Annotated in this window: 26 protein-coding genes and 1 pseudogene; 14 read left to right on the top strand and 13 right to left on the bottom strand. The window is 65.7% G+C overall.

The features are described 5' to 3' along the window. Positions 1–138 precede the first annotated feature (138 nt). The 4 genes and pseudogenes from EET03_RS21305 to EET03_RS21290 all read right to left on the bottom strand — a co-directional run. Positions 139–408 (bottom strand): annotated as a pseudogene (locus EET03_RS21305) (NAD-binding protein); the annotation flags it as partial. Further along, positions 409–1539 (bottom strand): ACR3 family arsenite efflux transporter, encoded by a 1131-nt coding sequence (gene arsB, locus EET03_RS21300; protein ID WP_063470902.1) that lies wholly within the window; start codon positions 1537–1539, stop codon positions 409–411. An 18-nt stretch (positions 1540–1557) separates the two neighbouring features. Then, positions 1558–2229, bottom strand: a complete 672-nt coding sequence (locus tag EET03_RS21295; RefSeq protein ID WP_075544987.1) for an arsenate reductase ArsC — start codon at positions 2227–2229, stop codon at positions 1558–1560. Between the two features lie 139 nt (positions 2230–2368). Next, entirely contained in the window at positions 2369–2743 is a 375-nt protein-coding gene (locus EET03_RS21290; RefSeq protein WP_075544988.1) for an ArsR/SmtB family transcription factor, read from the bottom strand. Between the two features lie 205 nt (positions 2744–2948). Here EET03_RS21290 and EET03_RS31850 point away from each other — a divergent pair, with 205 nt between their 5' ends. Then, positions 2949–3158: a hypothetical protein gene (locus tag EET03_RS31850; RefSeq protein ID WP_244232471.1), complete on the top strand. Its 210-nt coding sequence runs from the start codon at positions 2949–2951 to the stop codon at positions 3156–3158. 269 nt (positions 3159–3427) lie between these two features. Here EET03_RS31850 and EET03_RS21280 read toward each other — a convergent pair whose 3' ends face one another. Then, the gene (locus EET03_RS21280) at positions 3428–3907 is read right to left on the bottom strand and encodes an ArsI/CadI family heavy metal resistance metalloenzyme (protein WP_063470898.1); all 480 of its coding nucleotides are present in this window, start codon (positions 3905–3907) and stop codon (positions 3428–3430) included. 483 nt (positions 3908–4390) lie between these two features. Here EET03_RS21280 and EET03_RS21275 point away from each other — a divergent pair, with 483 nt between their 5' ends. After that, the gene (locus EET03_RS21275) at positions 4391–4861 is read left to right on the top strand and encodes a hypothetical protein (RefSeq protein ID WP_075544989.1); all 471 of its coding nucleotides are present in this window, start codon (positions 4391–4393) and stop codon (positions 4859–4861) included. A gap of 5 nt (positions 4862–4866) precedes the next feature. Here the strand turns inward: EET03_RS21275 and EET03_RS21270 are convergent, their stop codons facing one another. The 6 genes from EET03_RS21270 to EET03_RS29890 form a co-directional block, all read right to left on the bottom strand. Next, the gene (locus EET03_RS21270) at positions 4867–6129 is read right to left on the bottom strand and encodes a hypothetical protein (protein ID WP_122508823.1); all 1263 of its coding nucleotides are present in this window, start codon (positions 6127–6129) and stop codon (positions 4867–4869) included. 9 nt (positions 6130–6138) lie between these two features. Next, a complete protein-coding gene (locus tag EET03_RS21265) occupies positions 6139–6591 on the bottom strand; it encodes a DUF5709 domain-containing protein (RefSeq protein WP_075544990.1) in 453 nt (150 codons plus the stop codon). Positions 6592–6756: 165 nt separating this feature from the next. Next, positions 6757–7317, bottom strand: coding sequence for a hypothetical protein (locus EET03_RS21260; RefSeq protein WP_136625741.1), 561 nt, complete (start codon positions 7315–7317; stop codon positions 6757–6759). Between the two features lie 790 nt (positions 7318–8107). Further along, complete coding sequence (locus tag EET03_RS21255) at positions 8108–8476, bottom strand: DUF3060 domain-containing protein (RefSeq protein WP_075544992.1); 369 nt, start codon at positions 8474–8476, stop codon at positions 8108–8110. A gap of 39 nt (positions 8477–8515) precedes the next feature. Continuing rightward, a complete protein-coding gene (locus tag EET03_RS29895) occupies positions 8516–9235 on the bottom strand; it encodes a hypothetical protein (RefSeq protein WP_136625740.1) in 720 nt (239 codons plus the stop codon). Positions 9236–9274: 39 nt separating this feature from the next. Further along, on the bottom strand, positions 9275–10000 hold the full coding sequence (locus EET03_RS29890) for a hypothetical protein (protein WP_136625739.1): 726 nt from the start codon (positions 9998–10000) through the stop codon (positions 9275–9277). Positions 10001–10278: 278 nt separating this feature from the next. Here EET03_RS29890 and EET03_RS21240 point away from each other — a divergent pair, with 278 nt between their 5' ends. From EET03_RS21240 to EET03_RS21230, 3 genes are all read left to right on the top strand, one after another. Then, on the top strand, positions 10279–10785 hold the full coding sequence (locus EET03_RS21240) for a hypothetical protein (RefSeq protein ID WP_244232470.1): 507 nt from the start codon (positions 10279–10281) through the stop codon (positions 10783–10785). 69 nt (positions 10786–10854) lie between these two features. Next, positions 10855–11637 (top strand): hypothetical protein, encoded by a 783-nt coding sequence (locus EET03_RS21235; RefSeq protein ID WP_167470676.1) that lies wholly within the window; start codon positions 10855–10857, stop codon positions 11635–11637. A 47-nt stretch (positions 11638–11684) separates the two neighbouring features. Further along, positions 11685–13286: an esterase-like activity of phytase family protein gene (locus tag EET03_RS21230; RefSeq protein WP_167470675.1), complete on the top strand. Its 1602-nt coding sequence runs from the start codon at positions 11685–11687 to the stop codon at positions 13284–13286. 4 nt (positions 13287–13290) lie between these two features. Here the strand turns inward: EET03_RS21230 and EET03_RS21225 are convergent, their stop codons facing one another. Next, positions 13291–13803 (bottom strand): nitroreductase family deazaflavin-dependent oxidoreductase, encoded by a 513-nt coding sequence (locus tag EET03_RS21225; RefSeq protein WP_244232469.1) that lies wholly within the window; start codon positions 13801–13803, stop codon positions 13291–13293. Between the two features lie 70 nt (positions 13804–13873). Between EET03_RS21225 and EET03_RS21220 the strand changes: the two genes are divergently transcribed. From EET03_RS21220 to EET03_RS21190, 7 genes are all read left to right on the top strand, one after another. Then, the gene (locus tag EET03_RS21220; protein ID WP_075544996.1) at positions 13874–14629 is read left to right on the top strand and encodes a dienelactone hydrolase family protein; all 756 of its coding nucleotides are present in this window, start codon (positions 13874–13876) and stop codon (positions 14627–14629) included. A gap of 12 nt (positions 14630–14641) precedes the next feature. Beyond that, positions 14642–14914 carry a DUF6295 family protein gene (locus EET03_RS21215; RefSeq protein ID WP_075545047.1) on the top strand — a complete coding sequence of 91 codons (273 nt, stop codon included), beginning with the start codon at positions 14642–14644 and terminating at the stop codon, positions 14912–14914. 43 nt (positions 14915–14957) lie between these two features. Next, complete coding sequence (locus EET03_RS21210; protein WP_075545048.1) at positions 14958–15701, top strand: DUF427 domain-containing protein; 744 nt, start codon at positions 14958–14960, stop codon at positions 15699–15701. A 392-nt stretch (positions 15702–16093) separates the two neighbouring features. Continuing rightward, positions 16094–17287, top strand: coding sequence for a YncE family protein (locus EET03_RS21205; RefSeq protein ID WP_075544997.1), 1194 nt, complete (start codon positions 16094–16096; stop codon positions 17285–17287). A gap of 141 nt (positions 17288–17428) precedes the next feature. Continuing rightward, positions 17429–19060, top strand: coding sequence for a long-chain fatty acid--CoA ligase (locus tag EET03_RS21200; protein ID WP_075544998.1), 1632 nt, complete (start codon positions 17429–17431; stop codon positions 19058–19060). 108 nt (positions 19061–19168) lie between these two features. After that, positions 19169–20227, top strand: coding sequence for an NAD(P)H-dependent amine dehydrogenase family protein (locus EET03_RS21195; RefSeq protein WP_075544999.1), 1059 nt, complete (start codon positions 19169–19171; stop codon positions 20225–20227). A gap of 76 nt (positions 20228–20303) precedes the next feature. Beyond that, on the top strand, positions 20304–20777 hold the full coding sequence (locus tag EET03_RS21190) for an SRPBCC family protein (protein ID WP_075545049.1): 474 nt from the start codon (positions 20304–20306) through the stop codon (positions 20775–20777). 37 nt (positions 20778–20814) lie between these two features. Here EET03_RS21190 and EET03_RS21185 read toward each other — a convergent pair whose 3' ends face one another. After that, positions 20815–22434 (bottom strand): amidohydrolase, encoded by a 1620-nt coding sequence (locus EET03_RS21185; RefSeq protein WP_099193716.1) that lies wholly within the window; start codon positions 22432–22434, stop codon positions 20815–20817. A 195-nt stretch (positions 22435–22629) separates the two neighbouring features. Between EET03_RS21185 and EET03_RS21180 the strand changes: the two genes are divergently transcribed. Further along, positions 22630–23484: a class II glutamine amidotransferase gene (locus tag EET03_RS21180; RefSeq protein WP_075545050.1), complete on the top strand. Its 855-nt coding sequence runs from the start codon at positions 22630–22632 to the stop codon at positions 23482–23484. Between the two features lie 6 nt (positions 23485–23490). After that, positions 23491–24342, top strand: coding sequence for a patatin-like phospholipase family protein (locus EET03_RS21175; protein WP_075545001.1), 852 nt, complete (start codon positions 23491–23493; stop codon positions 24340–24342). The last annotated feature ends 1 nt before the right edge of the window (position 24343 follow it).

Below are 24343 nucleotides of genomic sequence, written 5' to 3'. Positions count from 1 at the left end.
GTCGCGACTACCCCAGGAAGGAGCGAACCCCACCGGGACCTGGAACCCGGCGTCACCGCACGACACGCGGCGCCGAAACCTACCCGGCACCACGAAATCAAGATCAACAAGCGTCGCCGGCCCCACATCACGGCGTCACCTACACCCGCATGAAATTTTGAGGCCCAGGCAGCCGTAACTTCCGTTTAACCGACTTTTGACCACTTTGGAGGTGTCGGTGTCCTCGTTAGGCAGCGCCCGTGGCACGAATTCCGCGATGGTCATCTCGGCGCCTGAGTTTGTCAGCACGTAGCCGAACTTCATACCGACCGCACCAGAGCCCGCGATGATGATCGACCCCGGCAGATCGCGCGACAGAATCAGCTCCTCGTAGGTAGCCACGTTGTCCGACAGCGATGTGCCGGGCACTCACTTGGCGCGGGGCCGCGCTAGGGGACCAGGGCCAGTGTCGGCATCTTCGGGCCACGCCAGCCGCCGTCCGAGCCATAGGGCGACATAGACCAGGCCCAGCAGCACCGGAACTTCGATGAGCGGGCCGACCACTCCCGCCAGGGCCTCCCCGGAGGTGACGCCGAACACACCGATCGCCACCGCGATCGCCAGCTCGAAGTCGTTGCTGGCGGCGGAAAACGCCAGCGCAGCGGTGCGCGGATAGGACAGGTGCAGCCACCGGCCGATGGCGAACCCCCCGAACCACATCGCCGCGAAGTAGACCAGCAGCGGCAACGCGATCCGGACCACATCCAGGGGCTGGGACGTGATCGTCTTGCCCTGCAGGGCGAACAACACCACGACCGTGAACAGCAGCCCGTACAAGGCAATCGGGGCGATGCGCGGCAGCAGCCGCGACTCGTACCACTCCTGGCCGCGGGCGCGTTCGCCCAGCGTCCTGGTGAGGAACCCGGCAACCAGCGGGATACCCAGGAACACCACCACCGTCACTGCGATCTCGACGAAGGACACATGCAGGCTCTGGGTCGTCAGACCTAGCCAGCCCGGCAGGATGTTGAGGTAGAAGACCCCCAGCCCGGCGTAGGCCAGCACCTGGAACACCGCGTTGAGCGCAACCAGCACGGCGGCCATCTCCCGGTCACCGCGGGCCAGGTCGGTCCAGATCAGCACCATCGCGATACAGCGGGCCAGGCCGACAAGGATCACTCCGGTGCGGTATTCGGGCAGGTCGGGCAGCAGCATCCAGGCCAGCGCGAACATGACGGCTGGACCGATGATCCAGTTCAGGGCCAGGGAGGCCGTCATCATTCGCCGGTCAGCGGTGATCCGCCCTACCTCCCGGTAGCGGACCTTCGCCAGCACGGGGTACATCATCAGCAGCAGGCCGATCGCGATCGGGAGGCTTGTGCCGTGAATTGACACCGCTCCCAGCGCTTTCCCCAGGCCCGGAACCACCCGCCCCAGCACTAGCCCGGCTGCCATGGCGAGGGCGATCCACACCGGCAGGAACCGGTCCACCACCGACAGCTGACCCACCAGATGCGTGTCCGTCGTTGCCGGCGCGGGTGCGTCGCGTTTGATGCTCATCTGTTCAGGACCTCGCTCTCATCGGTGTGGGACGTCCAGCTGGTCCAAGAGACGCCGAACGCGTTTTTCGACCTCGTCGCGGATAGGGCGCACCGCCTCCAGGGATTGACCTGCCGGGTCGGGAAGCTCCCAATTCTCGTAGCGACGACCAGGAAACATAGGACAGGCGTCGCCGCAGCCCATAGTCACGATCACATCGGCGGCTTGCACGATTTCGTCGGTCCAGGGCTTGGGAAATTCGCCCGTGATGTCAATGCCGACCTCGGCCATGGCCTGGAGTGCCGCAGGGTTGATGTCATCGCCGGGTTCGGATCCGCCCGACCATGCAACCGCGCGATCCCCGGCAAGATGGGTGAAGAAGCCGAGCGCCATTTGGGAACGCCCCGCGTTGTGGGTGCACAAGAACAGCACAGTTGGTTTGCCGTTGCGTCTCTTGTCTTCGACCCGTGCTAGTGCAATGAGGCGTTGGCGAGCGAACCGTTCAGCGATGAGCGGCAAGAAGTTCGCGACCGTGGCTCGCCCGGCGAACTGGTTATAGGAGGAATGCAGGAACCGTGCAATCGTTTCGCCGCCGAATGCGTCGGAGAACTCATCCTGCAGTCGGGCAACTGCCGTGCGCAGGGCCAGCTCATGATCCACCGAGAGATCACCGGGCACGTGCCGGGTCAGGGATGCGGGACTGTCGGTCATGGCGAATCCTTCGGTCAGTAGTGCCGGAAGCGCGAGAATGTTCGTGTGGGACGCCGACGTTCGTCTGCCGTGCGGGTGGCACCGGGGTAGGCGGTCGGTGCCAATCTGAGCAAGCCGCCACCCGGCAATGGGACGGTGTTCATACGACGGCGGCTGGACTCACGGTGTCGGTTCCCAGTAGCTGTGATAGTTGTTGCAGCGCTGCCGGATTCACCCGGTAATACACCCATGAGCCACGGCGTTCGCAGTAGAGCAATCCCGCGGTGCGTAGCACTTTCAGGTGGTGGGAGATGGTGGGCTGGCTCACCTCGATCCCCGCGGATAAGTCGCAAACGCAGGCCTCGCCGCCGGTATGGCTGGCCACCACGCTCAACAGGCGCAACCGCACCGGGTCAGACAGCGCCTTCAGTGTGGCCGCCAATCGACTGGCCGACTCGGCCGAGAGCGGCTCGCGCACCAGCGGGGCAAACGCGCATCCCGGTTCGACGGCCAGCGGCCACTGTGACTTCGACACACATCAATATTGACGGACATCGAATCATTGCGCAACCGGAGTTACGACTGGAATTGGGGCGTGAGAGCCTTGCCAGCGTCGCTCCGCGGACGAGGAGCGTACACCCGCGGCCACTTAGCCCGGTCCAGGCCGTTCTGTCTATGACCGGATTCGACGCGTCCAGGACCGGCAGGCTTTCTATGAGGCCGCAAGCACGGAGCGGTTGGTGGCGAATGCGGCGCTCGGTGCAGACCAGATGATTTCGAGTTTTGTTGCGGCACTGGGCGGTTGGCCGCACACCTTCTGGACTTCCTACCTCCGCGTCGAAATCAGGTCGCTGATGATCAATCCGGCCACCAGTCGGCCCGCCGCTTGGGCCGATCGCGCCGAGGCGGCGTCGATCGACGGCTCGTTACCAACTGCCGCCCTCCGGTGACGGGTGCATGGCCGGCCTTACCCACGAGACCGGTTTGAGCGGGCCGTTTCGCACACCTGGACCGGCGTGTGACGGTATCGGCCGCAGCTTGTGGGTGGGTGTCGCTCCATCGCCGTGAGCTCGTTGCGGGCGGAGACGGGCGGGTCGAGCATCATTCACGTGTGCATCGTTGGGGACTCGTCACCGCGCCATCGACGCCAAGCACACCCCAACAGTGAGGCCAACCGGCGGGCGGACCCGCGAGGACATCCGCGAGTCCGCCCGAACCGTCAGCAGCACGATGACCCGGCGGTCACCTCTTGGCCCTCACGGTTAGATTCGGCGCCGCAGCAGACCGCATCCTCGGTCTCGGGATCGCTGTGCTGTGGGCTGGATCCGAAGGTCTCGGAATCAGCCAGCACCGTGTAGACCTCCCACTTCTCCCCGGCTGGTCCGGTCACCCAGGCCTTGTCCTGGATAGCGAAGCAGCACGTGGTTCCGATCTCCTCGTCGGCGAACAAGCCCTCACCGCTTAGCCGGGCGATCTCCGCGTGCACCTTTTCGCTCGATTGCACCTCGACGCCCAGGTGGTTGAGCGTGCCGCCCTTTCCGGGATTTTCCAGTAGCACCAGCTTTAGTGGCGGCTCGGCAACAGCGAAGTTCGCGTAGCCGGGCTTGCGCTTGGCTGGCTCGGTGTTGAACAGCTTGGAGTAGAACGTGATCGCCTTGTCGAGATCGTCGACGTTGAGGGCGAGTTGGACGCGGGACATGAGAATAGACCTCCGTTACTTGTGAGACATATATCGAACTACTCGACACACCCACAGGATGCCACCTTTTTGATATATGTCAAGCTAGCTGGTAAGATCGTCGTGTGTCCCAGACGCTGCCGACTGCCGGTGGCCGCGCGGCTGTCGTCGCCAGGCCCATCGACAACGATGCCCTGCAAGTCGCATTGCGCCTCAAGGCGTTCACAGACCCGCCTGGGTCGAGATCATGTCGTTGCTGTTTGGCGGTCAGCCACCACCTCGGCCGATTGCGCAGGGCGGTGCCTGGTCGAATCGGACCGCCGTGGCATGAACCCCAGTGTCGGTTCGAGTCCGACTGGAGGCACACTAAAGCCGCTGTGCAGGGGCAATAATGGTTGCCTGCCCATTGAGGTCCAAAGTCCCTGTACGAGGAGCACCTCAACGAACGAGCGTGGCTTCATGATTCGTTTGAGCTGCATTGTTGCCGCCGTTGTTGCGACCGCCATGAGTACCGCCGCGCCGGCCGGCGCCGACCCGCTGAGCGACTTGACGGGCGTGCTGCCGGCAGGCTACGGCAGCGGCGCATGCAAACCGACCGCTGCTGGTGCGGCACTTGCCGCTGTGACCTGCGGGGCCAACTCACTGCCCGGCGGCCCGACGGCGGCAACCTATTGGCTGTTCGGCGATGACAAAGCGATGCAAGAGGCATTCGCGTCCGCCTTGAGTGGTCCGGATTGGACGCCTGCGGCGTGTCCCGGCATGCGATCGTCTCTTCCCATTCCGCTGACGAAATCCGACGGCACCAGATACGGGTCGGTGGTCTGCGGACGCGCGAGCACCTTCCTGCCCGACCGAGATGGCGGTATCGCGTGGACGCGAGACGCCGACAAGCTTCTCGGCGTGGCATATGTGGGGTATCAGGGCCAGGCGTATCCGACCGGTCTGTTCGAGTGGGTGCGGGCGCAGCAGACCTAGAGTCCTTATCGCGCCGCCGGCGCCCACGCAAAGGTGTCCACGCCGGTGTCGACCCGGGTAGGGCTGCGGTTGTCGAGATCCGTTACCACCAGCCAGTTGCCGGAGGAAGTGTCCAGGTAGGCGACGAAGTCGCCGGCACCCCACACCGGTTGCTGGGCGGCATTACAAACGCTCCCTCCGCGAGGGGAGCCTTGACAGGTCAACATCACCGCGACGTCGGTGACCGTCGTGCGCGGCAGCGACGAACCCGCGTCGAGGACCTGGATCGTCTTCGATGGATCGGCGGCGCCTTGCCCGGCAGTTTGCGTCGTGAACGCCACGGCGCCGGAGCCCAAGGCCGTGATGTCGCCGTAGTACGAACCCGGCTTGGTGAACAGCGGAGTCGGTGCGGGCAGCTTCCCGCCGGTTTGGGCGGAGGCTGCCACGGAGTAGATGCCGCCAGTGCGGACGGCGAACGCCGGCACGCCCGCGTCCAGCCCGGATGCGTCACCGTTGGCGAACAGTATTGCCTGGCCGTCCTTGGAGTAAGTCACCGAGGAGGCGTTCGTGTCGGTGGCGAAAGGCGTGGATTCACCGCCGACGGCGAGGACGTTGACATCCACCGGTCTCACGTCGCTGCGTGCCTGAACCCAGGCGATGTCGCGGCCGTCGGGCGCCCACGCGAAGCCGGATTCGGCGAACAGCTTCTGTTGTGTGGGTGCGAGCGCACCGGTGTCGGCCGCCGCGACCAGCAGGTAACCGCCGTCCACCGCCCCACCGGTCGGGTTGTCGACGAAGGCCACCCGTTCTCCCGTCGGTGACCACCGGGGACTCGCGACCATCGCGGGTACGTCGCCGCTGCGATGCGGAAGGGCGGCTGGATCCACCAACCGCCGCGGTGGACCGACGGGTGCCAGTTGCGGTGACAGGTCGAGTATCCACAGTTCACCGCCATAGTCGGCGGCTGTCGCCTTGCGGACGAATGCTACGTGCGACAGGTCCGGGGACGGCGCCGGCTGCGCGTCCGCAGGTCCGTCCGTCAGCTTCCGGCCGGGGGTACCGGCGGGTTCGCTGACGTAGAGCGACCCCGCCTTGGTGTAGAACAGCGCACCCGGTCGCATGGTCATCGGGGCAGTCGTCCCGGACGTCGCGGTGGGTGCCGGTTGCGTGGCGGGCGAATTCGTTCTGGTCCCCGGAGTGCATGCGGCCACCGCTGACACGGCCAGCAGCGCGGCCCACCAACCGCTGCGGCGCCGGATCGTGGGCGTCGCCCGACTGTGGGGACCCATGTCGAACGGTCAGTCGCCGTCTTCGATGATGTGCATCGCGGCTTCCTCAGCCGAGGCGGCGCCGCCGCTGATACCGACGTCCTCGGCGACCAGTTCTGCCTCGGTGTCTTCGCCGAAGCCCAGGTCAGGCGCGACGAGGCGGCCCGCTCGGGCCCGTCCGACCTCGCTGCGCTGCGGAAACTCGGCTTCGCGCTCGGCTTCATCGGAGCGTTGCCGTTCGTCTTCGTCCAACAGCACATCGATTCGCGATGCCGGATCCGGTTCTTCCTCCGCAAGCAGCTGGTCCAGTGTTTCGGAAGGGCCGAAGGCGCCAGGTGCGTACGGACGCTCCGGCGGTGAGTACCCCTCGTCGAGGATGTCGTCGACGCCCCGGTCGATCAGCGTGTCCTCGGGTTGAAGCTGATTGTCGTCTTCGGCGCCGTATTCGCCTGCCGCCGGGCCGGCCCAATAGGCATTGCTCACGGTGTCCCTCCTCCAAATCCTGATCGCGGAATCGTTCGACTCGCGGGCAATCCACAACCTAAAACGTTACGAGTGCTCCGCCCTAGGGTCGTTGGGCCCTCATGGGCGGCGACATTGGGCCCGTCGGCCATACCCGCAGCTGCGAATGAAGGGTCTTATTACTGCCTACTCGATCACCGACCACTTCTCGGAACTTTCCCATATTTCGCCCTTGCCGGACTCTGAGCCTGTGCAACTGCCACTGCGAGTCGAGTGCACCTCTCCGGGTCCCCCCCGCATCGCCACCGTCCCGTCCAAACTGAAGACATAGGTAACGGGATCCGACGTATCCGTGGTCCAGATGCACGAGCGATCCGTCTCGTCGGGGTACCTCTGGTGCGTGGTCTGCGTGCCCGTCAACGTAAGCCCGGACAAAGTGCCGGTCACGGTTCCTTCGTAGGACTGCACCGAGTACGACGCTTCCATGCTCAGGGTGCACGTGACCGCATTGCCGTTGACGTAGCAATCGTGCACAGCGCCGTAGCGTTGGTCGCCGATCCGGAAGTGCTTCATGGGCGGCAGGCCGATGCTGGACGAGGTGGTGCTGCCTGGTTCGTCCTTGCGGCCATTCTCCGGCTCGGCCAGCGGCCTACCCGTCGTCGTTGAGTGGCAGCCCGCCAGCCAGAGCGCGGCTGCCGTCATCGCCGCGACGGCGACCGGTGTTCCTCTACTTGCAGGTATCTGCATGATTGCCCGATTTCGACAGTGCTGAGTCCACCGCTGTGGCCCAGATGTGATTTAGGAGTTGCGGCTAGTTGATTGCCGACCAGGGGAAGGATGCTTCTTCTTCGGGGATCGTCGTCGTATATGAGTTGCCACAATTGCTGTTGTAAGTCACTTCCATCTGACTCGGTCCTTTGCGTATCACCACCGTCCCATCAGGGCTGAAAACGAGCGTGGCTGGACCGGAGATACTCGTCACGAAATTGCAACCGTCGGAACCGGATTGTTCGACTCGTTTTGTGTGGGTTCCCGTCATCGTCAAGCCTGACAGGGTTCCGGTGATCTCCTCACTCTCCGTCATGGTCCCTAACTGATGTGTTACCGCGCATTTCATTGAGTTTCCATTTACTCGGCAATCGAAGTCGGCGTCGGAGTAGTAGGGGATTCCCAGATGATCCGGCAAAGTGGTCTGGTTTCTTGCCCTTGTCGAAGTTGGGGTCGGAGGAATCGGATTCCCGCCCCCACTAGCTCCTCCGTGTCGGCACGCGTTGAACGCTTCGACACATCGGGACACATCCTCCGGCAGGACATATCGGACGCCGTAGAGCCCTATCCTGACGTGGGCATGCAGACACTCGCGCAGGTCACTGGCGCATGTTGGGGAGGGGGCGGGCGATGGGGCGGCAGCTGCCACCCCGGATGACCACAGGCAAGACTTCAGCGTCGACGGCAGGTCCATGGTCGGGACATACAGCCCGACAGCGGCGACGGTGGCCAGTGCCAGTTTCGGTAAGAGCCTGGTAGCCATCTGGTGCTAGCCCTTGCTGATGCTGTTGCCCGAACCGAGGTCCTGAATCTGCGGGTTTCCCTCGTGGTAGGTGACCGTATTGTTCAACCCCGCCACGACGATCTCGGTGTCCACCTTCTGGAAACTGACTTTGTTTGCGTCGCCCCCGATGATCACCGAGTTGCATCTGCCGGTCACTATCAGAGTGTTGTTGGAGCCGGCGATGTTCAGTGACTTCCCGTCGGCGCAGTCCAGCTTGTCGGTGGCCCCGAATGTTCCGTCATTGATGGTGTTGTTGATCTCGGCGATCGGCGGCCTGGATGGCTCTTTGTTCTTCGAGTTGCAGCCCACAACACCCACGGCGACCACCGCGGACCCGACGACGATCTGAAGCATCCGGCTACTCACTGTTGTCCCAACTTTCTATCATCGTGGTTACTCCATCGCCGACCAGGTGCCAGTCGACTCCCAGGCCTTCCCGGTGTACGAAGTTGGGCCTCCGCAACTGTAGGTTCCTTGAATCTGGGCCGGCCCTTGACGAATCAACACGGTTCCGTCGAGGTTGAAGACGTAGGTGGCGGGTCCGGTCAGGTCTTGCTCGTAGCGGCAGCTGGCATCAGCGGGTGCGTGGCCTGTTTGGTGTCCCTTGAAGGTTCCGGTGGCGGTCAGACCCGACAAAGTCCCGGTGAACTGCTCCTCAGAGGAATCCGTTGAGCCAAACGAAGCCAGCAAGGTTCCCGTGCAGGAAACGGAGTTTCCGCTGATGCGGCAGTCGTAGCGGCTGTCGCCGTTGCCGCTGGTCTTGATGCCGAGGTGGGAGGGCAAGCCCTTTCCGGTGCTACCGCTCGCCGACGTCGAGGGGGGCGGATTCGGGTTCCCGCCTCCGCTGGTGCCTCCGTGGCGGCACGCGTTGAAGGCCTCGACACATCGGGAGGCGTCCTCCGGCAGGACGTACCGGACGCCGTAGAGGCCGGTCCTGACCTGGGCATGCAGACAGTCGCGCAGGTCGCTGGCGCACGTTGGTGAGGGGGCAGCCGATGCGATGCCGGGTGTGCGCAGACAAGATCCTAGAGATGTGGGCACTCCGATCGTGGGGGCGTACAGCCCGGCCGCAGCCGCTGCGGCGAGTGCGAGTTTGGCGGCCAATCCGGTCACCTTGCGTTCCTCAATATTGCTGGTCGCATTGCCTTACACCTACTCGATCGGCGACCACGTGGCCGTCCCCTTCATTTCCTCAGTGGTGCCGGAGTTCGAGCCTGAGCAACTGCCGCTGAACGACGTGTGCCGCTGGTTTGGTCCTGCTGTGAACGTCACACCGCCGTCAGGGCGGAAGACGTAGGTGACTGGCCCTGAATAGTCCTCGTTAGAGATGCAGCCGGGATCCGACGGCGAACGGTACTCCGAGTGCGATGTGGCAGTTCCGTTCATGGTCAGGCCCGACAGTGTGCCGGTGAATTTTCCAGTGAAGGAAACGTAACCCTCGGGCGGTGTTTCCCAGCGCGATGTGCAGTTGACTGTGCTGCCGTCGACTTGGCAGTCGCTGACCATTCCCTGGTTTCTTATTTCAAACCGGTTCGGAAGGGTTGTCCTGCCACCCTGCGCGGAGGTGGATTTGGGTGGCACCGGATTACCGCCTCCGCCGGCGCCTCCATGTCGGCACGCGTTGAACGCTTCGACGCATCGGGCCACATCCTCGGGCAGCACGTAGCGGACTCCGTAGAGACCGGTCTTCACGCTGGCATGCAGGCACTCGCGCAAGTCGCTGGCACAGGTTGGGGAGGGTGCGGGCGAGGGGGCAGCGGACGCCACGCCAGACGTCCACAAGCAAGATTTCGGCGGCAGCGCCAAGCCCATGGTGGGCACATTGAGCCCCACTGCAGCCACAGATACCAGTGCCAGTTTGGACGCCAGTCTGGTCATCATCGACTCCGTCCTTGATGCCGGCCTGCCGCCCTGCCACCCGCAGGAATCGGGCAACCGTAGCAACGCCAACCGGTTGTCAATAGAGACTTTGGGCCTCGCAGGGGTTGTCCGGGAGCGCTGTTCGACGGTTTCGGGTGCCGCCCGCGAACAGCATGGCCGCGACCAACTACCTGCGAACTGAGGTCTGAAGTCCCTATTCGGCGCGTGTCTCAGCGGACGAGGGTGCCCTTATGATCCGGCATCGCCCGCATCGTTGCCGCAGTCGTCGTCACCGTGTGTCGCCGTGGCGTTGTTGGTTGCTGGCCGGGCTGGGCATGACGGTGATCTTGGTTGCGCCGGCGGTTGCCGCCCCGCCCGGGGACGACAACCCACCACCGCGGGATGACCTCGACCGCTATCCGCTCGCCGCCGGGCTCTACGAAGGTGTTTACGGCAGCCTCACGCCACAGACGCCCAACTTCTGGGGGTACTGGCTCTACTTCAAAACACCCGGTGGATGGTCATGCGGACTGGCCCCCAACGGCGGCCCGATCGGCTGCGACATGGTGCCCGCCGACGCACCGCCGGGCACCAACCAGACCTTCGCCGATGCCGCTCATCCCGCCGGATACCGCCAGTCCAATACTGCGACCTTCACCCGTGACGTCCCGGTGCTTCCCGCCGGTCAACGGGTGCAGACGCTTGGTGCCAGCTGCGCGATCGACGACACCGGCGCGGTGCACTGCCAGACGCAGGGCAACCACGGCTTCATCCTTTCCGCCGGCCACGGCGTGCTGTGGTAGTTGCTGCAGCACATCACAGCGAAAGGGCAGCGCGCTGCCGTTGCGGCACCGGCCATAAACTGAGCTTTCGTGGGTATGCTCTTTGGTTTCGCGCCGTGGATCGTCTACTGGGTGCTGGTCGGCAATGTCCCGTTCGAGATTGCCGTTGCGGTCGCGCTGTTGATCGCGCTGGCGATGTTTGCGGTCGGGCGGGCCACCGACAAGCCCGGCCGAACGATTGAAATCACTGCTGTCGCAACGTTTTCGCTACTTACGGTGCTGACCTTTGCGCTCAGTGAGCCGGTTATGGCGCGGTGGATACAGCCGTTGAGCAACGCGGGGATCTTGCTCGGGGCGCTGACCGGCCTGCTGATCGGCAAACCGTTCGTCCGCGAGTTCGCCGCGGCCGAACAACCGCCCGACGTGGTCAAGACCGAGCTGTTCGACAGGATGACCGCGATGTTGACCTGGTTGTGGGTCGCCGCGTTTGTTGGTATGACGCTGTCATCGGCGATCCCGCCGATCGTGCTGCGCGACGCTACGATCCTCGACACGAAGACGCCGCTGTCGTTCATCTGTTACTGGGTCGTCCCGTTTTCGCTGTTGGGTCTGGCGGCTCTGGCGTCTCGGCTACTGTCCGACCGGATGCTTGCCGGGGTGGGCGACGCCGTCCGGGAAACCTCCTTCGTCGCCTACGACGAAGCCACCATCGACGAGCTGTACTACCTTGCCCAGGAGCACGCCAATCGCGAAGTCGGCCCAGGTAAGGAGGCCTACAACGTCAAAGTCGGAGGGATGGGCACGCCGCTGACGGGCGACGAGTCGCGCAAGTCATGGCCCTCGACCTACAAGGTTCGCGACAAGAAGCACTAGCAAATCTCGGCTCCCGTTACCCGCGCGACAACTTTTCCTGCTAAATCATGCCCATGGCGAACACGACGAGATGGTGGGTTGCGACGGTAGCGGTATCGACAGCGCTGACGGCCTGCTCGTCGAGCACGTCCGACTTCAGGGTTGCGCATCCGGGCAAGGTGGACCTGAGCACCAAGGCCGGAACCGTTCTCACGATCACCCCGGACCGGATGCTGGCCGCCACCGGAGGCCTGACACCCGTGGCCTTCGGCAAGCCTGCGCACGGAAAGATCGCATACGCCGCAAACGGAGCACTGACCTATACCCCCGACGGCGGCTTCACCGGTACCGACGAACTCAGCGTCACCGTCAGTCGCGCCGTCAAGACCTACGCCGAGAATCAGCTGCCCTTGGTCACCATGGGCGGTGTCGCCATCAAGGCCAGCGCGCACGGGTCCGGGATCGCCGCGGTGCCCGGCGTTTCCGATGAAATCTACGGCCTCACCGACCGCGGCCCCAACGTCGACGGGCGTGCCCCCAACGAAAAGGTGTTTCCGGTACCGGATTTCCAGCCGCATATCGCCAGGCTCAAGCTGGCCGACGGCGTGGCCACAGTCGAGCGGACGATCCCGCTGCGCGGTCCGGACGGCTCACCGTTGGTCGGGCTGGTCGACCGGCAGGCCAATACCGGCGAGTCGGCGGTGGACCTCAACGGCACGCCGCTGCCGACTTCGGACTACGGAGTCGACCCCGAGGGCTTGGTCGCCACCCTCGACGGCAATTTCTGGGTGTCCGACGAGTACGGTCCCTACCTCATCCATTTCGACGCCAATGGTAAAGAGCTGGAACGTCTTTCACCGTTCGACGGCACATTGCCCAAGGAGTTGTCGCTGCGCAGCCCCAACCGCGGAATGGAGGGACTGACCATCAGCCCCGACGGCACGATGTTGGCCGGGATCATGCAGTCGGCGTTGCAGACGCCGGGGCTGCAAGGCCCGGCAAGTTCGGTGCCGATCGCCCGCATCGTGACCGTCAACGTCGTCGACCCCCAAATCGTCCACGAGTATCTGTATCCGCTGGCCAATCCTCAGGAGACCGACGTCGCGGTATCGGAGATCACGGCGCTGAGCGCCACCACGTTCCTGGTCGTCGAACGGGACAGCAAGCCTGCGCCCAACGCGAACAAGAAGATCTACGCGGTGGATATTGCCGGGGCCACCGACGTCGGCCCCCGCTCGACGGTGCCCGGTGCGTCGTATCAGCCCGACGCCGGCGGCCTGCTCGTCAACGGTGTCCCGATCGAAACCGCCATCGGTGTCGGTACCGATGCGGACGCCGTCGTCAAGCTCAGAGCCGTCGGGATCACCGTCGCCGCCAAGACGCTGAAGCTCGACCTTGAAGCTTTGCTGCGAACGCTGTCGGCCAACGGTGATTTCTACGGACACGACAAGATCGAAGGCCTCATCACCCCAGACGGTGGTAAGACACTCGTCATCGCCAACGACAGCGATTTCGGCCTGGCCGGCCTGGCTTCGGCGACCCCGCCGATGCGTCTGCGGCCCAAGATCCTGCCCAACGGGACGCAGGACAATGGCGAGTTTCTGGTCGTTGACACGACGGCGCTGCCGCCGAAGACCGAATCGGTGACGGTCCCGATCAAAGTTCGCTGAACATTCAGTCGGTCAGCGGCCGCAGCCGAAACACCCTGATCTGTCGCGGAGCGCATGTGGCGCGGTAGCGCTCGTAGCCTGCGTAGAAGTCGGCGGCGGTGACCCATGCCCGGGCGCGGTCGTCGCCGGTGAGCAACTCGGCGCGGTATCGTCTGGGCGGTCCTTTGAACTCGACGGTGCATTCGGGGTGTGCCAGCAGGTTGGCGCTCCACCCGGGGTGGTTGGCCCGCCCGTAGTTGGATCCGATGGCCAGCAGACCGTCGCCGTCGTCGAGAAACGTCAACGGCTGGGTGCGCGACCGGCCGGACTTGGCGCCGGTCGACGTGAGCAGACCGACCTTGTTCCAGCCGACCGAGCTCAGCCGGCCTCTGGTGCGCGGGATCAGCGCCTTGTCGACGCGCGGCGCTACGTGAAGCGCGAACAGGTAACCCACCGGGCTGATCAACGTGCGTTCCATGAGCGCCTCATGGAGCCGCAACCGCCGACCGCGGATCGGGCTTTCCCGCCTCAGTGCCACGGCTAGACGGTACTCGATAGGTTGGACGGGCGAGGGCGAGATGAGGCTGTGCCAGACAAGGAGTGTCGCGATGAACGCTGTCAGTCCGGATGTGATTCGCGCGGAGACGATCACGATCACCGGGGACCGTGGCGACCAGATCGAGGCCTACCGGGCCATGCCGCTCGCCGAGGGGTCACGCGGCGGCATCGTCTGGATTCACCACATGCCGGGCTACGACCGCGAGACCAAGGAGTTCGTCCGCCGGCTCGCGGTCAACGGTTACCACACGGTGGCGCCCAACCTGTATTCCCGCGAGGCCCCGGGCGCCGAACCCGACGACGCTGCCGCCGCGGCCCGGGCAGCCGGTGGTGTCCCCGACGAACGCCTGGTCGGCGACGTCGCCGGCGCGGTGGAACACCTGCGCTCGCTGCCGGGCGCGAACGGCAGATTCGGCGTAATCGGGCACTGCTCGGGCGGGCGGCACGCCTACCTGGCGGCCTGCTCGCTGCCGTTCGACGCCGCCGTGGACTGCTACGGCGCGTTCATCGTCGAGGACCCCCCGGAGGGGATGCCCAAGACCATGAAACCCATCCTGAACCTGGCGGCGAACCTGAGCTGCCCGCTGCTGGGGTTGTTCGGGGCCGAGGACCGTTTCCCGGCGCCCGCCGGGGTGGCCGCGCTGGATGCCGAGCTGACCCGGCTGGGCAAGCCGCACTCGTTCACCTCCTACGAGGGCGCGGGCCACGGGTTCTTCTCCGTCGACCGGCCGGCATACCGGGTGGAGGCGGCGCTGGACGGCTGGCGCCGCATCGACGAGTTCTTCGCCACGCATCTGAAAGGCTAGGTGTCCCAACACATGTGCACTTACCTGACCCAACATGTGCAGATCGACGGCAGCGCCAAGGGTGCGACGGGATGGTTCGGCGCCAGCCGCGCCACGGTGTACGTCGACCATCCCGTGCATGCCCGCTACGGCCACACGGTGAACATCGATGTGATCAACCCGGAGCTCGGCCCGTCCGCTCGGGTCGCGCTCGAACTCACCGAGGAAAGCGCGCTGACGTTGGCCGACGCAATCCGTAAGGCGATCGCCCACGCGCCGGCCGGTCTGGCGTCCAAGGACCAGTAGGACCAGTAGGCGACACGTGAGCACCGAGCACGACTACCCGCAGATGGCGGCCGCGCGTGGACGCATCGAGCCGGCGCCGCGCCGGATCCGCGGCTATCTTGGCGACGAACTGGTCTTCGACACTACAGCGGCCCGCTATGTGTGGGAATTGCCTTATTACCCAACGTATTACGTTCCGATTGCCGATGTCCGCAGGGAGTTCCTGCGCGACGAGGACCACCCCCAGAAGGTCCAGTTCGGTCCGTCGCGGTTGTATTCGCTGGTCGGCGCAAACGGGACCCACCCGTCGGCCGCGCGGGTATTCGACGCCGACGGCGACGGTCCGCTCGCGGGCACGGTGCGCTTCGACTGGCACCCGCTGCGGTGGTTCGAAGAGGACGAGCAGATCTATGGCCACCCGCGCAATCCGTACACCCGGGTGGATGCGCTGCGCTCGCACCGCCACGTCCGGGTGGAGTTGGACGGCGTCATGCTCGCCGACACCCGGTCACCGGTGCTGGTTTTCGAAACCGGTTTGCCTACCCGCTACTACATCGATCCCACCGACGTCGTCTTCGAACACCTGGAACCCAGCTCGACGCGGACGCTGTGCCCGTACAAGGGAACGACATCGGGCTACTGGTCGGTGCGGGTCGGCGACGCGGTGCACGCTGACCTGGCGTGGACCTACCATTACCCGTTGCCGGCCGTCGCGGCCATCGCCGGCTTGGTGGCGTTTTACAACGAAAGGCTCGACATGATTGTCGACGGCGCCGTGCTACCACGCCCACGCACCCAATTCGGCTGAGGCGGCCGCGGGAACCCGGCTTACGCGTTGTGATATTCGCCTCTTTTGGTCACGCAATATAAGAATTTCTTATCTAACGACTGCGTAATTGCTCGGCAACAAGTTAGCCCCAGGACTGGCATGGCTGATACAGCAGCTTTATTTGTTTGCTCTAGGGTGCCCTACCAAATGCCCGATTATTGCAGTCTGAGTTTAGCCTGAGGCTGCGGAGTGACCTGGGTAACAATGCTGAAATCGAAATCTTTTCGTCGATAATTCAACGGCTAGACTCTTGCGAACGCGGTCAATTCAGTGCTTTTTAGTGCTGAAATCCGGGTGGTCCCGGGCGATCAGGTCGCACAGAGCAGTCGCGATGTCTGAAGCCCGCGCAACACAGCAAAGGCGGTGCCAACGTGAGCGATGTGAACGGCCAAAACACCGGCTGGGATGAGCGGGACGGCGCACAGGTCCAGCTTTTCGGGTCCGGCGCCACACCCGATCTGCCGACCGCGGTCGAGATCCGCGTGCGCAACGGCCCCATCGCTGGCATGGCCATGAACCCCGACGGCAGCCGGCTGCTGGTGACCAATTACAGCGACCACAGCGTGTCGGTCATCGACACCGACAGCTGCCGGGTGGTGGAGACCATCGCCGGCGTCAACGAGCCGTTCGCCATCGCCACCGGCAGCGCGCCGGCCGAGCGGGCATACGTCAGCATCGTGTCGCCGGCCTACGACTCGATCGGCGTCATCGACGCGTCCACCAACGCCCTTGTCGCCGCCCACCCGCTGACGCTCAGCGTCAGCGACCTCGCCGTCGACCCCGGCGGCAACTACGTCTACGCCAGCCGGAACGGCGCCCGCGGTGCCGACCTCGCTGTCCTGGACACCGCCACGGGCGGCGTCGAGGCCATCGACATCGCGACCGCCGCGGGCACCACCGCCCAGTGCGTGCGGATCAGCGCCGACGGGAGCCGGCTCTACGTCGGCAGCAACGGTCCGTCCGGTGGCCAGCTGGTCGTCGTCGCGACCCGCGCAGAGCGCGACGAGGATCGCGGCGCCACCGGCCGCTCGCGCTGGCGCCGCAAGAACCCCAAAAACCCCCACGGCGGCCAGGACGGTAAGCCGCAACTGCGCGTCGTCGGCACCGTCGACATCGGTTCGGCGGTCCGCGATGTCGCGATGAGCCCCGACGGCGCCACCGTCTACGTCGCCAGTTGCGGCGCCGACTTCGGCGCCGTGGTCGACGTCGTCGACAGCCGCGCCCGCAAGGTCATTGCGACCCGCAAGATCGACCAGATCGGTGGTTTGGTCACCCGCCTGACCCTGAGCGGTGACGGTGATCGGGCCTACCTGGTGAGCGAGGACCGGGTCACGGTGCTGAACACGCTCACCCAGGACATCGTCGGCACCGTCCGCGTCGCGCAACCGTCCTGCGTCATCGAGAGCCGAGACGGCGGCCACCTGTACATCGCCGACTACTCCGGCACGATCACCATGGTGCCGGTCGCCGCGACCGTCCCGGGCATCGACGACGCTCGCGAGTACGAGGCGTCGACCGAGTGGATCATGCCCGAGCTGCTGCAGTACGAGGCGGCGCTGGCCTGACGGTCGCGGTCGGGACCGCTCCGGCCCGGCATTGAACGCGGTTCTCGGGGGAACCCGTTCTCATGACTTGCCCGCGGCGATAGCATTCGCCCGACCAGACATGAGGCGGTGCTGCGCCGAGACCCGTAAGGCGGTACATCGATGTACAGCACGATGCAGGAATTCCCGCTGACCATCACCGCGATCATGCGGCACGGCTGCGGTGTCCACGGCCTACGCGAGGTCGTGACGGCCACCGGTGACGGCTATCGGCACACCAGCTACCGCGACGTAGGGCAGCGCGCCGCCCAGCTGGCAAACGGATTGCGCCGCCTCGGGATCACCGGGGACCAGCGGGTGGCCACCTTCATGTGGAACAACACCGAACATCTGGTGGCCTACCTCGCCGTGCCGTCGATGGGCGCGGTGCTGCACACGCTGAACATCCGGCTGTTTGCCGAGCAGATCATCTACGTGGCCAACGAGGCCGAAGACCGGGTCATCCTGGTCGACCTCTCCCTGGCCAAGCTGCTGGCACCGGTGCTGTCCAAACTCGACACCGTGCACACCGTGATCGCCGTCGGGGACGGCGACACCGCGCCGCTACAGGAATCGGGCAAGACCGTGCTGCGCTACGCCGAAGTGATCGACGGCGAGTCGGCCGAATTCGACTGGCCGCAGCTCGACGAGTATTCCGCGGCTGCGATGTGCTACACCAGCGGCACCACCGGCAACCCCAAAGGTGTTGTCTACAGCCACCGTTCGAGCTTTCTGCACACCATGGCGACGTGCACCACCAACGGCATCGGGGTCGGCTCGAGCGATCGGGTGCTGCCCATCGTGCCGATGTTTCACGCCAACGCCTGGGGGCTGCCGTATGCGGCATTGATGGCCGGTGCCGACTTGGTGCTCCCCGACCGGCATCTCGACGCCCGATCACTCATCCACATGATCGAGAACCTGCGGCCCACCCTGGCCGGCGCGGTGCCGACCATCTGGAACGACGTCATGCATCACCTGGAGAAAGACCCCGGCCACGACGTGTCGTCGCTGCGTCTGGTCGCCTGCGGCGGCTCAGCCGTCCCGGAATCGCTGATGCGCACCTTCGAAGAGAAGCACGGCGTCCAGATCCGGCAGCTGTGGGGCATGACGGAGACCTCGCCGATGGCCACCATGGCGTGGCCGCCGCCGGGAACCCCGCCGGACCGGCACTGGGCCATCCGCTCGACGCAGGGCCAGCCGGTGTGCGGGGTGGAGGCCAGGATCGTCGACGACACCGGCCGGGTGCTGCCCAACGACGGCAAAGCCGTCGGCGAGGTGGAAGTTCGCGGCCCGTGGATCACCGGTTCGTATTACCTGGGATATGACGAGTCGAAGTTCGACTCCGGGTGGTTGCGCACCGGCGATGTCGGCCGCATCGACGAGCAGGGCTTCATCACGCTCACCGACCGGGCCAAGGACGTCATCAAGTCCGGCGGCGAGTGGATTTCGTCGGTCGAGCTGGAGAACTGTCTGATCGCGCATCCCGGGGTGGTCGAGGCCGCGGTGGTGGGCGTTCCCGACGAGCGTTGGCAAGAACGGCCGCTGGCGGTGGTCGTGACCCGCGAAGGGGTCGAGGTGAGCGCCGGGGATCTGCGGAAGTTCTTGGCGGACAAGGTAGCTCGATGGTGGTTGCCCGAGCGATGGGCTTTCGCCGACGAGATTCCGCGCACCAGCGTGGGCAAATACGACAAGAAGACCATCCGCTCCCGCTACGGCGACGGTGTCTACGACGTTGTCGAGGTGCACAACTGAGCGCCGCGGGGGCGCCATCCGCTGTGCGCGACCAGTCATAGAATCGCATAGCCACGCGGCAAAACGTGCGATTGTGTGTCTGCTCGCGAGGAAGGTGAGTTCGAGGACATGAGTTTGCGGGTCGTTCAATGGGCAACCGGATCGGTGGGGGTCGCCGCGATCAAGGGTGTGCTCGAGCATCCAGAACTCGAATTGGCCGGCTGCTGGGTGCATTCCGAGGCCAAGAACGGCAAAGACGTCGGTGACATCATCGGCACGGCACCGCTGGGGGTCGTCGCCACCAACAGCGTCGACGACATCCTGGCCCTCGACGCCGACGCGGTGGTCTACGCGCCGTTGCTGCCCAGCGTCGACGAGGTCGCCGCCTTGCTGCGCTCGGGCAAGAACGTCGTCACTCCGGTCGGGTGGTTCTACCCGAGTGAGAAGGAAGCCGCGCCGCTCGAGGTGGCCGCGCAGGCCGGCAACGCGACCCTGCATGGCGCCGGTATCGGGCCCGGAGCGGCCACCGAGTTGTTTCCGTTGCTGCTGTCGGTGATGTCCACCGGCGTGACTTTTGTTCGCTCCGAAGAGTTTTCGGACCTGCGGAGCTATGGTGCTCCCGATGTGCTGCGCTATGTGATGGGCTTCGGCGGCACCCCGGACAGCGCGCTGACCGGGCCGATGCAGAAACTGCTCGACGGCGGATTCATGCAGTCGGTCCGGTTGTGCGTCGACCGTCTGGGCTTTGCCGCCGATCCCAAGATCCGCACATCACAGGAGGTCGCCGTTGCGACCGCGCCGATAGACTCGCCGATCGGGATCATCGAACCGGGCCAGGTTGCCGGCCGCCGGTTTCACTGGGAAGCGCTCGTCGGTGACAAAGTGGTGGTCGAGATCACCGTCAACTGGTTGATGGGCTCCGAAAAGCTTGATCCGCCATGGTCTTTCGGACCGGCGGGGGAGCGCTACGAGATCGAGGTGCGCGGTAATCCCGACACCTTCGTCACCGTCAAGGGGTGGCAGCCGGAGAGCGTGGCCGCCGGGCTGCAGAGCAACCCGGGCATCGTCGCCACCGCGGCGCACTGCGTCAACGCGATCCCCGCGACCTGCGCCGCCCCGGCGGGCATCCAAAGTTTCTTCGATCTGCCGTTGATCACCGCCCGGGCGGCACCGGAGTTGTCGCGGTGACCACCGGGCCGCACCGTGCTCGATATCGCGGTTAGAGTTGGCCGGAAATCGATTTCGAGATAAAGGGGATGGGAAACTGACACGCTCTGTCGTAGTCGAGCAATCGCGGGCAATCCCGGTCACCGTCGAGGACGCCTTCAATCGGACGCTGCCGATAGCGCTGCCGGTGATCTGTTCTCAGTGGTATGGGGTGATCCCGCCGATCAAGGAGGTCCGGGACCAAACCGGCGATTGGGATGCGGCGGGCCAGACTCGTGTCATCGCCATGGTCGGCGGCGGCCTGGTACGCGAGACGCTGACCAACGTCGATCCGCCGCGATCATTCAGCTACACGCTCACCGACATCAAAGGCCCGTTGGCGCCGCTGGTCAGCCTGGTGGAAGGCAAGTGGAGCTTCGCGCCGGCGGGGACGGGAACCAGGGTCGCCTGGCAGTGGACCCTGCATCCCAAATCGGGCGTGAGCGCACCGCTGCTGCCGCTGTTCGGCAGGATGTGGAAGGGCTACGCCCGCATCGTGCTGGAGAAACTCGCCGAGCAACTGGTGGGCTGAACGGCGGCGCGCGGGACTCGCGAGTCCGTCGGCGGCCTCAGCCCAGAGTCGGGCCGTACACCTGGCGGCCGGCGAGAAACGTCGCGCGTACCTCAAGATCCGCGATCTCCTCGGGGGCGACCGTCCGCGGGTCTTGCGACAGCACGACCATGTCGGCGTACTTGCCGACCTCCAGCGAGCCGATCACGTCGTCGGCGAACAACTGCCACGCCGCGTCCAGCGTCTGGGCGCGGATCGCCTGGTCGACCGTCAACCGCTCCTCGGGCGCCAGTACCCGTCCGCTCGGCGCGGTACGGGTGGCCGCGACGCTGATGTTGCGCAGCGGTTCTTCCGGGGTGACCGGCGGATCATTGTGCAGCGATATCCGCATCCCGGCGGCGACGGCCGAACCGGCCGGGGCCCACTGCGACCCGCGCTCGGGCCCGAAAAGGCCGTCGACCAGGATGTCGCCCCAGTAGTGGATCTGGTCGACGAACAGGCTGGCGGTGACGCCCAGCGCGGCGGCGCGCCGCAGTTGGTCCGGGCGCATCAGAGGGACGTGTTCCAGCCGTAGCCGGTGATCGGTTCGCGGGTGCTTGCGCAGTGCTTCCTCGTAGACGTCGAGAATGGTGTCGATTCCGGCGTCACCCATGACGTGACAGGCCATCGGCCAGCCGTGCGGGAAGTAGGCGTCGACGATCTCGGTCAACTGTTCGCGGCTGTAGTTGGCGTGGCCGCAGGAACCCGGCGCGATGCCCATGGCGCGGCTGGCGCCGGTGTCGAGATAGGGAGCCGACAAGTCGATGTTGCCCAGCCACGGCGAGCCGTCGACCCAGATCTTGATGCCCACCTGGCGCACCATGTCGTCGCCGTTGGCGGGGGTCATGTCGGTGCTCAGCGCCGCGTTGGAGATCTCGTAGGTGCGCAGCCGGACGGTCAGCTCACCCGCCTCGTGAGCCTTGGCAAGCACCGGCCGAAAAGTAGGCTCAAACGCCATCTCCGAGCAGGTCGTCAGGCCCACCTGATTCAGCCGGGCACACTCGGCCCGCAGCATCGCGGGATAGTCGGCCGGGTTGATCGCCCCGGCGACCAGCGGCAACAACGCGGCGGTTTCCTCGGCGGTGCCGTCGAGCTCGCCGTTGGCGTCGCGACCGTAGTTGGCGCCCTTAGGGTTTGGCGTATCGCGGGTGATCCCGGCCTGCCTGGCGGCAGTCGAGTTGAAGTAGGCCTTATGACAGGAGTTGTGAAAGATGACCAACGGGGTGTCGGCGGCCAGGCCGTCGAGCCAGCGCAGGGTCGCTTCCGGGAGACCTGGTTGCAGCAGTGGATCCCAGCCGAACAGGTACGCGCCCGTCGCACCTCGGGTGGCCACTTCCCGCCGAATCGCGCCGACCACGTCGTCCGCATCGCGGACCGTGACCGGGCGGATGTCGACCATCCGGTTCGACAGCACCATGGACTCCAGCAGCGGGTGCCCGTGCGCCTCCACCAGACCCGGCATGACACAGCCCGATCCGATGTCGACGACCGGCGTATCGGAGCCCACCCAGCCCTCGACATCCGACCAGTTGCCCACCGCGACGATCCGGCCGTCGTTGACGGCAACGGCTTCGGCGGTAGGTCGGGCGTCGTCGACGGTCAGTACCACACCGCGGATCACGAGGTCAGCAGCTGCCATGGGTGGCCTCCCGCCTGATATGCCGCCGGCAACCGGGACGCCACCGAGCGCTAGCCCGTATTTGACCACACCGGACGACCGCAGGCATGACTTTGCTGATGTGGCTTTCGGCCGATGACTGCCGGTGACTGCCGATGGCAGCCGGGCAGCCGGGGCCGGGCCGGGGCCGGGCCGGGGCCGGGTAACGTCGAGGCCATGTGCCGACTCTTTGGCCTGCACGCCGGGAATGAGGTTGTCACGGCGACTTTTTGGCTGCTGGACGCCCCCGACAGTCTGGCCCGGCAAAGCCGCAGAAACCCCGACGGCACCGGGGTGGGGGTGTTCGACGAACACGGTCGGCCGCAGTTGCACAAAGAGCCCATGGCGGCTTGGCATGACACCGCGTTCGCGACCGAGGCCCGCGAGCTGACCGGCACGACGTTCGTCGCTCACGTGCGCTACGCGACGACCGGTTCGCTCGATATCCGCAACACCCATCCGTTCTTGCAGGACGGCCGGATGTTCGCGCACAACGGAGTGGTCGAGGGCCTCGACGTGATCGACGGACGACTCCGCGAACTCGGCGCCGCGGACCTGGTGCTCGGCCAAACCGATTCCGAGCGGGTGTTCGCCCTGATCACCGCCACGATCCGCGCTCACGGCGGCGACCAGTCAGCCGGCCTGGTCGACGCCCTGCAATGGTTGGCCGCGAACGTGCCGATCTACGCCGTCAACGTGCTGCTCAGCACGGCCACCGACATGTGGGCGCTGCGTTATCCGGACTCTCATGAGCTCTATGTGCTGGACCGGCGCGATCCGTCGTTATGTGGTCCGGAATTTCACCTGCGCAGCAACCGGATTCGCGCGCGGTCGCCGCACCTGTGCACTCGGCCGTCGGTGGTTTTCGCCACCGAGCCGATGGACGAGGACCCGCGTTGGTCGTTGCTCGGCCCGGGCGAGTTGGTCCATGTCGACGCCGCGCTGCAGCTGACCCGCGATGTGGTGCTGCCGGATCCGCCCGGTCAGCTGCTGCGTCGGTTGGATCTTGGCTCGTCGGTGATGGCAGAGTAGGCCGAGGTGGTAGGCAGCCGGGCGCTCGTGCTGGCCGGCGGCGGCCTGGCCGGAATCGCTTGGGAGACAGGTGTTCTGCGCGGTGTCGCCGAGCAGTCGCCAACGGCGGCCCGGCTGTTGCTGGATTCGGACGTGCTGGTGGGGACATCGGCCGGATCGGCGGTGGCGGCGCAGATCGGCAGCGGTCGACGCCTGGAAGAGCTGTTCGATCTGCAGCTCGCCGAGACATCGGCCGAGATCGACCCGGGCGTCGACATCGACGCCATCACCGAGCTGTTCCTGCAGGCCCTGCGGGAGCCGGGGGAGCGCGGGCCACTGCAGCGGATCGGAGCCGTGGCGCTGGCGACACATACCGTTTCCGAGCCGGTTCGCCGGGCCGTGATCGCCGAGCGGCTGCCGGTGCACGAGTGGCCGGACCGGGATCTGCGGATCACCGCGATCGACACCGCCACAGGCGCATTGGTGGTATTCGACCGCCACTCGGGTGTGGACCTCGTCGATGCGGTGGCCGCCAGCTGTGCGGTGCCGGGAGTCTGGCCGCCGGTGACGATCACGGGCCGCCGGTACATGGACGGCGGCGTAGCCAGCTCGGTCAACCTCGGCGTTGCCGACGACTGTGCGGTGGCGGTGGTCTTGGTGCCGTCCGGCGCGGACACGCCGTCGCCGTTCGGCCCGGGACCGGCCGCCGAGATCGCGGCATTCCCGGGCAGCGCATTCGCCGTGTTCGCCGACGACGAGTCGCTGACGGCGTTCGGGCCCAACCCGCTGGATCCGCGTTGCCGGGCAGCTTCAGCCATGGCGGGGCGAGAACAGGGCCGTCGGGAAGCGGCGGCCCTCGCCCGCTTCCTGGGCGTCTGAT

The organism is Mycobacterium innocens, from assembly GCF_900566055.1.
GTDB lineage: Bacteria > Actinomycetota > Actinomycetes > Mycobacteriales > Mycobacteriaceae > Mycobacterium > Mycobacterium innocens.
This window is presented reverse-complemented; position numbering and strand designations above follow the sequence as displayed.

Bases quoted from the DNA above. Each gene is read 5' to 3' on its own strand.
- arsB (WP_063470902.1), bottom strand. From the start codon at position 1,539: ATGAGCATCAAACGCGACGCACCCGCGCCGGCAACGACGGACACGCAT.
- EET03_RS21295 (WP_075544987.1), bottom strand. From the start codon at position 2,229: ATGACCGACAGTCCCGCATCCCTGACCCGGCACGTGCCCGGTGATCTC.
- EET03_RS21280 (WP_063470898.1), bottom strand. From the start codon at position 3,907: ATGTCCCGCGTCCAACTCGCCCTCAACGTCGACGATCTCGACAAGGCG.
- EET03_RS21275 (WP_075544989.1), top strand. From the start codon at position 4,391: ATGAGTACCGCCGCGCCGGCCGGCGCCGACCCGCTGAGCGACTTGACG.
- EET03_RS21270 (WP_122508823.1), bottom strand. From the start codon at position 6,129: ATGGGTCCCCACAGTCGGGCGACGCCCACGATCCGGCGCCGCAGCGGT.
- EET03_RS21260 (WP_136625741.1), bottom strand. From the start codon at position 7,317: ATGCAGATACCTGCAAGTAGAGGAACACCGGTCGCCGTCGCGGCGATG.
- EET03_RS21255 (WP_075544992.1), bottom strand. From the start codon at position 8,476: ATGCTTCAGATCGTCGTCGGGTCCGCGGTGGTCGCCGTGGGTGTTGTG.
- EET03_RS29890 (WP_136625739.1), bottom strand. From the start codon at position 10,000: ATGACCAGACTGGCGTCCAAACTGGCACTGGTATCTGTGGCTGCAGTG.
- EET03_RS21230 (WP_167470675.1), top strand. From the start codon at position 11,685: ATGCCCATGGCGAACACGACGAGATGGTGGGTTGCGACGGTAGCGGTA.
- EET03_RS21220 (WP_075544996.1), top strand. From the start codon at position 13,874: ATGAACGCTGTCAGTCCGGATGTGATTCGCGCGGAGACGATCACGATC.
- EET03_RS21215 (WP_075545047.1), top strand. From the start codon at position 14,642: ATGTGCACTTACCTGACCCAACATGTGCAGATCGACGGCAGCGCCAAG.
- EET03_RS21210 (WP_075545048.1), top strand. From the start codon at position 14,958: ATGGCGGCCGCGCGTGGACGCATCGAGCCGGCGCCGCGCCGGATCCGC.
- EET03_RS21200 (WP_075544998.1), top strand. From the start codon at position 17,429: ATGTACAGCACGATGCAGGAATTCCCGCTGACCATCACCGCGATCATG.
- EET03_RS21195 (WP_075544999.1), top strand. From the start codon at position 19,169: ATGAGTTTGCGGGTCGTTCAATGGGCAACCGGATCGGTGGGGGTCGCC.
- EET03_RS21185 (WP_099193716.1), bottom strand. From the start codon at position 22,434: ATGGCAGCTGCTGACCTCGTGATCCGCGGTGTGGTACTGACCGTCGAC.
- EET03_RS21180 (WP_075545050.1), top strand. From the start codon at position 22,630: ATGTGCCGACTCTTTGGCCTGCACGCCGGGAATGAGGTTGTCACGGCG.